Annotated in this window: 10 protein-coding genes; 5 read left to right on the plus strand and 5 right to left on the minus strand. The window is 38.8% G+C overall.

The features are described from left to right. Window positions 1-16: 16 nt before the first annotated feature. Window positions 17-619 (minus strand): LysE/ArgO family amino acid transporter, encoded by a 603-nt coding sequence (locus ACLBWE_RS08500; RefSeq protein ID WP_281835576.1) that lies wholly within the window; start codon window positions 617-619, stop codon window positions 17-19. Between the two features lie 105 nt (window positions 620-724). On the opposite strand from ACLBWE_RS08500, the gene ACLBWE_RS08505 reads away from it, so the two are divergent. Next, window positions 725-1,615 (plus strand): LysR family transcriptional regulator ArgP, encoded by an 891-nt coding sequence (locus ACLBWE_RS08505; RefSeq protein ID WP_447602304.1) that lies wholly within the window; start codon window positions 725-727, stop codon window positions 1,613-1,615. A 131-nt stretch (window positions 1,616-1,746) separates the two neighbouring features. Here the strand turns inward: ACLBWE_RS08505 and rsmI are convergent, their stop codons facing one another. Further along, window positions 1,747-2,583: a 16S rRNA (cytidine(1402)-2'-O)-methyltransferase gene (gene rsmI, locus ACLBWE_RS08510; protein ID WP_016138874.1), complete on the minus strand. Its 837-nt coding sequence runs from the start codon at window positions 2,581-2,583 to the stop codon at window positions 1,747-1,749. A gap of 210 nt (window positions 2,584-2,793) precedes the next feature. Here rsmI and ACLBWE_RS08515 point away from each other — a divergent pair, with 210 nt between their 5' ends. The 3 genes from ACLBWE_RS08515 (at window position 2,794) to ACLBWE_RS08525 (ending at window position 4,847) form a co-directional block, all read left to right on the plus strand. After that, window positions 2,794-3,195 carry a YraN family protein gene (locus ACLBWE_RS08515; RefSeq protein WP_003652834.1) on the plus strand — a complete coding sequence of 134 codons (402 nt, stop codon included), beginning with the start codon at window positions 2,794-2,796 and terminating at the stop codon, window positions 3,193-3,195. A 77-nt stretch (window positions 3,196-3,272) separates the two neighbouring features. Next, window positions 3,273-3,980: a BON domain-containing protein gene (locus ACLBWE_RS08520; RefSeq protein WP_003652832.1), complete on the plus strand. Its 708-nt coding sequence runs from the start codon at window positions 3,273-3,275 to the stop codon at window positions 3,978-3,980. A 3-nt stretch (window positions 3,981-3,983) separates the two neighbouring features. Then, a complete protein-coding gene (locus tag ACLBWE_RS08525; RefSeq protein WP_004641862.1) occupies window positions 3,984-4,847 on the plus strand; it encodes an alpha/beta hydrolase in 864 nt (287 codons plus the stop codon). A gap of 28 nt (window positions 4,848-4,875) precedes the next feature. Here ACLBWE_RS08525 and nudC read toward each other — a convergent pair whose 3' ends face one another. The 3 genes from nudC to dnaQ all read right to left on the minus strand — a co-directional run bounded on the left by nudC (window position 4,876) and on the right by dnaQ (window position 8,769). Continuing rightward, on the minus strand, window positions 4,876-5,619 hold the full coding sequence (gene nudC / locus ACLBWE_RS08530) for an NAD(+) diphosphatase (protein ID WP_447602307.1): 744 nt from the start codon (window positions 5,617-5,619) through the stop codon (window positions 4,876-4,878). Continuing rightward, window positions 5,619-7,262, minus strand: a complete 1,644-nt coding sequence (locus tag ACLBWE_RS08535; RefSeq protein ID WP_447602309.1) for a chemotaxis protein — start codon at window positions 7,260-7,262, stop codon at window positions 5,619-5,621. The genes nudC and ACLBWE_RS08535 overlap by 1 nt, the downstream gene beginning before the upstream one ends. Before the next feature lie 130 nt (window positions 7,263-7,392). After that, entirely contained in the window at window positions 7,393-8,769 is a 1,377-nt protein-coding gene (gene dnaQ, locus ACLBWE_RS08540) for a DNA polymerase III subunit epsilon (protein WP_447602311.1), read from the minus strand. A 232-nt stretch (window positions 8,770-9,001) separates the two neighbouring features. Here dnaQ and ACLBWE_RS08545 point away from each other — a divergent pair, with 232 nt between their 5' ends. Continuing rightward, entirely contained in the window at window positions 9,002-12,211 is a 3,210-nt protein-coding gene (locus ACLBWE_RS08545) for a lytic transglycosylase (RefSeq protein WP_348950330.1), read from the plus strand. Window positions 12,212-12,218: the final 7 nt, after the last annotated feature.

A 12,218-nucleotide genomic window follows, 5' to 3' on the forward strand; every position in this document is an offset into this window, starting at 1 on the left:
TTACTGTTTGAATGCATTAGATGAGAAGCGATATTGCGATACTCCACATGACAATACCGATAATGAAATCTAAAACTTTCCATGCTCTAGGATTGATAAATAATGGTTTTAATAATCTTGCGCCATAGCCCAAACTGAAAAAGAAAATCCAAGAGGCAACAATGCTACCCAAAGCAAAACTAACTTTGTCTTCTAGCTGGGTTGCAACTGAACCGATCAGAACGATGGTATCTAAATAGACATGTGGGTTAAGCCAAGTAAAGGCAAGACAGGTCACTAGGGCTTGAGTTAAAGTCTGTTTCTGGCTGCTATCAAGCTCCATGCTTTGAGTGGTTTTTAAGGCCGCATAGAATGCTTTCGCACCGTAGACGAATAAGAATGTTGCCCCTAAATATTTAGCTACCGTAATTAGAATAGGAGAGGCCGTCATGATTTCGGCAAAACCTAATACACCAAAAGCGATTAGAATCGAGTCGGAAAGCGCACAGATTAAACATAGCCAAAATACATACTGCTGTTTAAGCCCTTGTTTTAAAACAAAAGCATTTTGAGCACCAATTGCTACAATAAGCCCGCTACCAATACCGAAACCTTTAAAAAATATACTAAGAGAGAACATAACAGTAAGGTGAAAAAATCAGATGTGAGAATTATCTGACTTTTTATTAAAAAATAAGTAAAATTAAGAATATTTAGGTTTAGCTAAAAAAAATTTAGGTTTGATATGTTGGATAGCAAACAATGTGAAGCCTTTCTTGCAGTAGCAGAAATTGGAAGTTTTGATGCAGCAGGTGAGCATTTATATATTACTCCCTCGGCAGTATCCTTACGCGTGCAGGCTTTAGAAAAGTATTTAGGCCAAATTTTAATTATACGCGGACGCCCATGTGTACTCACGCAAGCTGGACAAACGCTACTAGAGCATTTACGTCATACACGATTAATGGAGCAAAACTTATTACAAGGTTTGATGGGTAAATCATCTGAATCAGAGTTCTATAAAATTGCTCTGGCTTCAAATGCAGATTCATTAGCCACTTGGCTTTTACCTAGCATTCAGCAAACGCTTTTTAAAGAGAAAATAGTATTAGAACTAAAAATTGATGACCAATCGCATACACATACTTTATTAGAAACAGGACAGGTCAATGCCTGTATCTCGGCAGAAGAGCAGGTCATGTCAGGTTGTTTAGCTCAACCACTCGGAAAAATGCGTTATAAAATGTTGGCTTCGGCGGAATTTGCTGCTGATTGGTTTAAACATGGCGTAACCAGAGAAACTTTAAGAAAGGCACCAGCTGTAATTTTTAACCATAAAGATCTCATGCATTCAGAGGTATTACTGAAACATTATGGGTTGCCTTTGCAAAGCTATCCTTACAGTTTTATTCCAGCTACAGATGCCTTTGTGAAAGCGATTCAATTGGGTTTAGGATATGGCATGGTTCCAGAACTACAGGTGCAATCTTTGTTAACCAATGGAACTTTAGTGGATGTTATACCTGAGGCAGAGCTCGACATCCCGTTGTATTGGCATCATTGGAAAAGGCAGTCTAAACAGTTGGATGCACTGACGGAGACTATTGTGGAGTCAGCAAAATACATATTGAGATAGAATTTAGGTACTTTTAAAAGCCATAAAGTTTGTTCTGATTTTGAAGTTATTTTTATCTTTAATACTATTATGCAAAATTTAGTCATGGTGATGACACAGACTATTTGTCATCACCATGCTTAATTAAAAAATTACGATTGTGTTAACTCTAACGCACGTTGATAAGCGACTTTCTTCTTAATTCCTGTTAAATCGGCTGCAAGTTGAGACGCTGCTTTAACAGATAAGTCCTGAAGTAAACGCTTTAAAAGCTCGTCTAGTTTTTCTTGCTCTAGATCTGTTTTTGCAGCTGCACCACCTACAACAACTACAATTTCACCTTTTTCTTGGTTATGGTCATTTTCAATGAAGCTGACTAAATCTTTTAAGGTCATTTTTTTGATGGTTTCAAAGGTTTTAGTAATTTCACGTGCAAACCCTACAGGACGGTCTTCACCAAATACTTGAGCCATATCTTTAATAGACTCTAAGATACGATGAGGTGCTTCATAAAAAATTAAGGTCTGTGTTTCGTTTTTTAGTTTTTCTAATTGAGAAATACGTTGTGAAGCTCGAGATGGAAGGAAACCTTCAAAGCTAAAACGATCACTCGGTAAACCTACAGCACTTAAAGCAGCAATCGCTGCACACGCACCCGGCACAGGAACGACTCTAATGCCGTGCTCTTGAGCCGCGCGAACTAACTTAAAACCAGGGTCACTGATGAGCGGTGTACCTGCATCACTAATTAAAGCAACGCTATCGCCAGCAAGTAGTTTTTGAACTAACTGCTCAATTTTATTGCTTTCATTATGGTCATGACATGCAGTAAGTTGAGTCGATATATTATAGTGCTTAAATAATTGTGCTGATTGGCGAGTATCTTCGGCAGCTACAATAGAAACTGATTTTAAAATATCAATTGCACGGAAAGTCATATCATCTAAGTGCCCGATTGGGGTGGCTACAACAAATAACTGAGCACTCATTTGGTTTTACTCCGTACAGATAAACAATTTTAATGGGGTAGTTTACCCGAAATTATGATTTGGGCGTGAACAATGTCTGCTAGCTTGAGCTTTTTGAAAATGATCTGATTTTCATTTGTTCAATTCAGATCTGAATATGGTAGATGAATTTAAGAAAATAACTTACGCATAAAAACATGTAGAGCTACTTTTTAATTTGGGGAAATAGAAATGTTATTAGCACAGCAGTTGGGGAAATGGGCAGAGCAAACTGCGTTAAACCTTTTACAAGCCCAAAACTATGTGTGGGTCACAAGTAATTACCATTCACGCCGTGGCGAAGTTGATTTAATCGTCAAAAGAGGGCAAGAGCTAGTTTTTGTTGAAGTAAAAGCACGCACTATAGGAAATTATGGGCAAGCTTGTGAAATGGTAACGTGGACAAAACAGAAGAAAATTATCAAAACTGCGATGCGTTTTTTACAGCGCTATCCATCTTATCAGGATTTTTATTGTCGTTTTGATGTGATTTGTTTTGATTTTCCACAGAAAATTGCAAAAACAGTACAGCATGACTTTTCAAAATTCCATTATGATCTGCAATGGATCGAAAATGCATTTACTTTGGATTAAGAGTTCATTACTCTTTTGAGCAAATTTAAGTCTGATGCTTTATGATCAAGCCAAGAAATTGATAGGAGTCTGGTGGAGTGTTAAAACGTATTGCTGTAACAATGCTTTGTGTCGCAAGTTTATCAGGTTGCGCAAGTTTTATTTCTGGTGGAACAGGCACAGCTCCAGTGGGCACAGATAGCGGTGTCCGCAGTCTAGGCCAAGTATTCATTGACTCTTCAATTAAACGTACAGCCAATATCAACATTTATAAACTTGATCAACGTTTCAAGCAGTCACGTATTAATATCGAAAGCTTCCATAGTACAGTTTTATTAACTGGCCAAGTGCCAGACCCGTACTTGAAACAATTGGCAGAAGACAATCTTAAAGCCATGAGTGATGTGAAAGCTGTACATAACTATATTACGGTGGGTAACAAAGTCAGCTATAACACCATCATGCAAGATGCAGGTGTAACAGCAAATACGCGTGCTCTTTTAATGAAGGCACCTGTAGTTTCTGATAGTAAGGTTCTGGTACATACCGAAGATGGCGTACTTTATGTAATGGGACGTTTAAATACAGCTGAAATTAATGATTTAAATAGCGTCTTACAAAACGTCGGTAACGTTACCAAAATTGTCACTTTAATTGATAACGTTGATTTAGCGCCTGCGCCAGCCGCAAGTACAGGTAGTGCAACAACTACACCGATTATTAATAATGTCATTGCTCAACCAACAGTTCAAACACCTGTTGCAATTGATCCTGACCAAACAGATCCTGCTTCGACTGCACAGTAATATATGAATCTGATTGAACAACTACAAAGCAAAATTGAACAGGCGCGAACTCTCTATAAAGAGTTCCGCCTGTATGATTTGGGGAGTTTTGCTTTAAACCGTTTTACGCCAAAAGATGGTTTTGAACAGGTTCCAAATGTTCGTTATGGCCTAAAGCCTCGCCACCGTTTGGATGTTTACCGGTCTGTTAAAAAGCTAACTCATCAGCCTCTCATTGTTTTTGTGCATGGCGGGGCTTGGCAGCATGGTAATAAACGAGATTATCTTTTTATTGGTGAGACATTTGCCAAAGAAGGTTATGACGTTGCTGTTATTAACTACCAGCTAGCACCTAAAAATATTTTCCCAAGTTTTGTTGATGACTTAACTCAGGCATTGAATTATTTGCATCAAAACCAAGGGAAATTGGAAATTTCTACAGAAAATATTGTACTTATGGGGCATTCGGCAGGGGCATTTAATGTGATGTCTGCTGTTTATCACCCTGATTCAACTAAAATTGAGTGTTTAGGGAAAATTAAGGCAATAATCGGTTTAGCTGGCCCATATCATTTTGACTATAAAGGTGATCCACTGGCCGAAGATGCTTTTGATCAAAGCACCTCTTATAAAGAAGTCATGCCATATTATTTCGTTAATCAAAATAATATTAAACATTACCTTTTGATGGCTGAAAATGATCAGATTGTAAAAAAACACAATACTTTAGATATGGATCAAGCGCTTAGAGAGAAGGGTAATCACAGCCATATCGCCGTGATTCCTAAAACTGGACATATTACAATTTTGGCCAGCCTTTCTAGTTTTATTAGTCATTATTTCAGGACTAAAAGAACGATCTTACATTTTCTTGAAGAAGTGTTTTAAACGAGAATATCGTTTAAAACACAACAGATTACCCAGCTTGGGTAATCTGCATAATCATTGAATGAGCAATACTACCTTTAAATGGAATTTCAGGTAATTGATCAATTTTGAAGAATTGTGCATCTGCAATTTCTTCTTCTTGCAGCTTAATTTCACCAGACTCATATTCTGCTCTAAACGCAAGCATAAGGTTACTTGGGAAAGGCCAAGGCTGACTTGACATATATTGAACATTTTTGAGTCTTAGGCCTACTTCCTCAAAAGCTTCACGTTGTACCGCTTCTTCAAGAGTTTCACCAACTTCAACAAAACCTGCAATCAAACCATACATATTGGTTTTATTGTGGACTGACTTCGCCAGTAAGATTTCATCATCACCTCGAGTAATGACGGTAATAATGCACGGGTTTACACGAGGATATTGGTGATAGCGACAAGAAGGGCACACCATTGCATATTCAGTTGGATGAACTTCTGTCGGGTGTCCGCAGTGACTACAAAACTTATGATTGCGTCGCCATTCAAGTAACTGTACAGCACGGCTCGCTTGCAAAAACTGTTCTTTCGACCAACTTGTAATGAGTTGGCGAATTGGAACCAGTTGTAAGCCTTCTGGTATAGTTTCCTCAGCAAGCAAGTCACGTGCAATGACCTGCTCATCATGAGTGAAAAGTAAATCACTTGCTAACTTTTCGACTTTGGGTAGTTGAAGGTTTTGATCAACCAGTAATTGTTGATGATGGAAAATATAAGCAAGTGATAATTCAGACATTAAGCTGCCTTTTTTTGAAGTTGTTGACTACTCGACAATGCTACATTAAACATGGATTGTAGAACAGGTTGTTTATTTTTTAAATTGTCAACCAACATGTCAAGGCCTGCTAATACATTAAAAATACAGTGAATTTGGTCTGTATTAAACGGCTGGTTTTGTTCAAGTTGTTGTTGAACAAATTGAGCAGTTTGAAGTAAAGCATCTTGTTGAATTGTACTTCCTAGAAATTCGGCTGCGCCAGCTAGCTCTTTTAATGAACCTGCAATTGCTTCAATATTTTGTGTCTGATCATTTGCATACAACGTAAGACTCTGACAAATGAAATCAATTAAATTTTTTGTCTCGGTGAGTAAGGCTTGATGTGCCTCATCAAGACGATCTAAAGAAATATTTGTATTATTCACATTAAGCTGTAAACGACTAGACGTATATTGGCGTACCAAAATACCAATTGAGTTCATGGCAGACAAAATGCTGTCCATAAGCTGCTGAGCATAGTTTTCATTACTTAGTATGTTGAGCTGACTTAAACTATTTGCTTGTTGAGATAGTTCAGATGCAGCTTCATCAAGATTAAGCAGTTTAAATGTATAGGCTAATTGCAAAAGGCTCGTTTGTAATTGTTGTGCTTTTTCAGTCGACATATTTTGATAGTTATATTCAATATCATTACGCACTTTGTTCATTTCGCTCAATATTAATTGGCTGACTGTGTGCATAGTATCAAAGTCAGGCCCATAAAGATGACGGCTTAAAACGAGCAATTGAGTGTCTGTAGGTATTTCTTCACCGATATGGAGTTGGTTGCGAATATGGTGAGCAACCTCATCTTCTTGAGCGATAACTATACTTAAAATATCTGCAAGTGCAGCCAAATCAGGCTTAAAAGTTTCAGGACTTGCTAAGAACTGATCAATATAACTTTCAATATTAATGAGTACACGTAGGCGTGAATCATTTAAAAACAGGTTATCAATATGACCGAAAGCATAATTTACGAGTTGCCAATATTGTTGGCTTGGCTGATGGTTTGCCATGCTGACCAAATAGGTACCAATAAGTTTAAAAGCTTGAAAATTATGATTAGCTTCTGTCTTGTTTAAAAATTGATGTAGAGATAGCTTATAGAGTTGATGGATAAACTGAGTTTTTTCATTAATGAATACTTCTGGTAATGGGAGTTCAAGCGCAGTATTTGCAAGTAAAGGAGCAATTGCTTGTCCAGAAGATGTCAGTGGTTTATTTAAAGCTAATTCTAAATTGTTTAAGGTATTAAGAAGGAACTGAGGTACTTGTAATTCACGTAAACAGATAAACTCAATATACCGTTTTACCATGGTCGTGCCTTCACTCAGTGCAACGACATCGTTGGTGTTAATTTGCGTTGGCTTCGCAATAATTTTTTGCATCAGCTCAGTTGAATATTGAGTGATTTTTGCAAGATAGGGGATATCAATTAAACGGAGGACTTGAGTACATTGCTTAAATTGTTCTAATGCATCATCAATACCGAAAGGGAGTGTTTGTTCCTCAATTAAAGTACTTACTGCGCCTTCAACCAGTTTTATTGAACGATCAATTTCATGTTTAATGATGAGTAAAGCTGTTGGATCGAAATGAATCGAAGTATGCTCAGACATAAACGTTCCCCTTTGCAAAAAAATCAATTGTTATATTCGTAGTGCTCGGTAATTTGAGCTAAAAATCTATGTGACTAATATAACTTAACTTACAAAGGGGAAAAGCGAAAAACGCTAAAGAATCAAAAATTTATTTTGCAAAAAGGCAAGGTTCTCCATGCTTTTTCTCAAATTCTTTGACCCAAGTCTCATGTCTATTTAGCTCTTCTTCGGAAGGAAGAATAACAGGTAGTTCAATTTGAACTCTGGTTTTATTTGCTGTGTTCAGGCTATTTTCACTTTGAGATAAGGCATCTATATCAAAAGAAACCTGCCCACCTGTCATTGCTAGGTAAACATCTGAAAGAATTTCAGCATCGAGTAATGCACCGTGGAAAGTACGATCACGTGCTGGAATTTCATAACGTCTTACGAGGGCATCAAGTGAGTTTTTTTGTCCAGGATGTTTGCTTTTCGCTAAAGCTAAAGTATCTGTTACCTCGCATACTTCGGAAAGCGCAGGAAGGCCTGCGCGTCTAAACTCCATATCAAGGAAGTTCATATCGAAGGTCGCGTTGTGGGCAATAATCTCTGCGCCTTTTAGATAATCAAAGAGCGTATCGGCAATGTCTGCATAGAGCGGTTTATCTTTTAAGAAATTATCACTGATACCATGGATATTTTCTGAATCGCCCACTGGTTTTTGCGGGTTAATATAAATATGAATCGAGCTACCGGTGAGTTTTCGGTTAATCATTTCAATGGCGCCGACTTCAATAATGCGGTCACCATCTTGGAAATAGAAACCAGTGGTTTCTGTATCAAGAATCAGTTGTCGAGGCCCTTGTAATTGTAATTTGGCTTCGGTCACAACAACTTGAGGATGAATATTATTAATTGGTTGCTTACTTTCTGGCTCAGCAACTTCAACTTCAATAACTTCTTCTTCCACAATAATCATCTCAACTTCTTCGGACTGTTCAAGATCAATATTATCTTCTTCGGTTACTTCTGCCATATCAAACCCAAAAGGGTCATCAAGCAACCAATCCTCTTCAGGCTTTTTTATATCTTGCAGGGCAGTCGCTTGAACTGTTTTTTTTTGCAGGGCAGTTTGATCAGCTCCGATATTTGCAAGCTCATCGGCCATTTCGTTGCCTGCATGTCCAGCATGGCCTTTAATCCAATGCCATTCAATATTTCGACCGGCACAGACGGCATCTAATTTTTGCCAAAGGTCAGGATTTTTTACATCCTTCCAGTTTTTCTTTTTCCAGCCATGAATCCATTCAGTAATCCCTTGCTTCACATAATTTGAATCTGTCCAGATAATTAAATGAGCATCGGTTGGGCAAAATGAAACGCCTTCAATCGCAGCAGTGAGCTCCATGCGGTTATTGGTTGTATCCGGTTCACCGCCAAATAATTTATGTTCACCCTGCTCGGTAATGACATATGCGCCCCAACCACCTAAACCCGGATTGCCACGACATGCACCATCAACATACAGTGTGATTGTTTGAGACATAAATCGAAACCTAAACTAAAAGAAAAAGAACTGAATATGGTGTATTGTATACGCAAAAAGTTCGGTTCCATCGTAACAAAGCAAGGTTTTTTTAATTTCTTGTAACATTTCCATGCAAATGACATCAAATTATTGCCTTGTCTATCTTGCACGCTTTAATACAATGGCATCGAAGACCTAGGGTTTGTGGCCAGACCCCAAAAAATATTACGCGAGTTGTTTGGAAGTTTTTATGTATAAACCAACCACATTTGTGTGGCAGCCATCTGCGGCATCATTGTTCAAAATTACCGTACTTAGCTCTGCTTTAGCTGCGTTGGGTATTACAACAGGCTGTTCATCGACTCCGCAATCTGCAAAAACCTCTAAATCGAAACAGGTGAGTGGTGCAGGTTATTTAGATGCAAGTAGTCTTGACTCTTTGGAAGACTTACTTTCAGCAACCGATATGCGTGCTGTAGAAGGTGATCGTCTGCTTATTTTAAAGCATGGTGATGTCTGGAAGCGTATGTCTGTTGGTTTCAAAATGGACTTGAATCATTGGGATTCACGTATTGAAGCTCAGCGTAGCTGGTTTATTTCTCGTCAGCCTTACCTTGATCGTTTAAGTGCTCGTGCCAGCCGTTATTTGTACCATACTGTGAAAGAAGCAGAACGCCGTGGATTACCGACAGAACTCGCATTATTACCGGTAATTGAAAGCTCTTATGACCCAGCTGCAACAAGTAGTGCAGCAGCAGCAGGGCTATGGCAGTTCATTCCAAGCACTGGTCGTATTTATGGCTTAAAGCAAACAGGTATGTATGATGGGCGTCGCGATGTGGTTGAGTCGACTCGCGCAGCTTATGAATTTTTAGGAAGCCTCTATAATCAATTTGGTTCTTGGGAACTTGCTTTGGCGGCCTATAATGCTGGCCCGGGACGTATTCAACAGGCGATTAACCGTAACCAAGCTGCGGGTTTACCGACTGACTATTGGTCATTAAAATTACCTCAAGAAACGATGAACTATGTTCCACGTTTCTTAGCTGTTGCTCAAATTATTAAAAATCCAAAGGCTTATGGCGTAGAACTACCACCTATTGCAAATAGACCCCATTTCCGTGAAGTGACTTTATCAGCACCTTTAACGTTAAATGAAATTGCTTCTACAGCAGGATTAAGCCGTGCAGAACTTTATGCATTGAACCCGGGATATCGTGGTGAAGCAGTAGACCCTGCGAGTCCAATGCGTATTTTGATTCCAGCAGATTTAAGTCCTTCAATTGATAATAAATTAAGAGGAACAAAATCGGGTGGTAGCTCAGGTTGGTGGGCAAATGTAACGTCACCGTCTACACCTACGGTTAGTCCTTCTACTTCAGTAACAACAAGAACAACTCCTAAAACGCAAGTTCAGCCAGTTAAACCTTCTTCGCCAGTGAAGACCAGTTCAACTCCTTCAAAATCTACACCACGTGGTTCCGATGCGTTAGCTGCCTTTGCCGCATCGGCAGATGTACCGAGTGCGCCGCGTATTCCTGTAGCTGTAACAAATGCAGCTAACATTAAGCAGCCTGTTAAGATGGAGCCCCCAATTTCGGCTTCTGAACGTGAAAAGATTTTAGCTGCAGTTCGTGCTGAAGGCGCAAAAGAAACTGTAGATCAAGCTTTACAACCGCAAGCAACTCAAGCCGAGAAAGATCAAGTCGTTGCTGAATTAAAAGCAATTGCACCGCAAGGAACTGAAATTGTCGATCCTTATGATGGCAAAATTAGGTTAACCGCAATTCAGACGAGCCAGTCAGTTGCAGAGCAACAAGGTAAAGAGGTAAGTAGAGGTTTTGCTTATCCAAAAACTTTAGCTGAAGATGCGACTGTAGCTAACTCTGAAGATGGACAACGTAATAAAGATAAGCCTTATATCAAAACTGATACTGATGTCGTAGTTGTACAGCCTAAAGGTAAGCGTAGTACTTATACAATTCAACCCGGCGATACTTTAGCAGTTATTGCCATGAAGAATGGTGTGAACTGGCGTGATGTTGCTAAGTGGAACCAGATTGATCCAGAAAAGACTTTGTTTGTAGGAACTAGTCTTTATCTTTATGATGCTAGACCACAAGAAACTCAAAGTACTTCGAAAAGTACGGCTAAACCAGATGTGTATGTGGTTCAAGCCAATGATAGCTTAAGCGGTGTCGCTAACCAGTTTAATTTGTCAGTAAAGCAATTAGCTGAATATAACGATTTATCAGTGACCGATGGTTTGTTTGTTGGGCAAAAACTACAGCTAAAAGAGCCGAAGAATAGCCGCTCAACTGCTAAAACAGAACCAAAAGTAGTTCAAGCAAATGCACGACGCATTGCAACTAAAAGTTATACTGTGAAGCGCGGTGAATACCTTAAATTGATTGCAGATCGTTATGCGCTCTCTAATCAGGAACTTGCTGAATTAACTCCAGGTTTAACTGCGGGCAGTAACTTGATGGCAGGCCAAAAAATTAATGTGCCTACACAAGATATTTCTGTAGATGAAGTTGCTGAAACTAAGACTGCTAGTAAATCTGAGAAAGCGACGCTAAGTGTTTCTTATAAAACAGAAGGCTATAAAGTACAGCGTGGTGATACTTTATCGAGTATTGCAACTAAATCAAAAATTAGCTTAGCTGAGTTAGCCGAATTAAATAACTTAAAAGCGAGTAGTCATGTACAGCTTGGGCAAACTTTAAAAGTACCTGCTACTAATACTGTTCCAGAACAATACGTTGTACAGTCTGGGGATAGTCTAAATGCTATTGCTAGTAAATATAACTTACAAACAGGCTATTTGGCTGACTTAAATGGTTTGTCTCGTACGGCAGGACTACGTGCGGGTCAACGTTTAAAACTCACAGGTACAGTTGAAGAAGCACCAAGTAAACCTTCTAAAAATACTAAAGAAGAAACACCTGAGAACTACACAGTTAAATCTGGTGATAGCTTAGGTAATATTGCTAACCGTTACCACTTACAGTTGGATTATCTTGCTGCATTGAATGGTCTTTCACGTAACAGTAGTGTTCGTGTAGGGCAACGTTTAAAGCTAACAGGTGATGTGCCTACAGTAGAAACAGCTAAAGTTGATACCAAGTCTTCAACTAAAACAGTTGCGGCTGGTAAAAACACTGAAAGATATACTGTTAAATCTGGTGAGTCTTTAAATAGTATTGCGAGCCGTGCGGGTATTTCAGTGCGTGAACTGGCTGAAATGAATGCATTAAAAGCGAGTGCTAATTTACAGCGTGGTCAAAATATTGTGATTCCAAAAACTGTTGTGGAATACAAAGTGAAGCGTGGTGATACGTTAATTGGCCTTGCCAGCAAATATGGTTTAGAAACCAATTTATTGGCTGAACTGAATGATTTGACGCCGTCTACTCAGCTTCGCATTGGTGATGTCATTAAAGTGCCTAATTTATAAAATAATT

The organism is Acinetobacter sp. M5A5_2a (genome assembly GCF_053345265.1).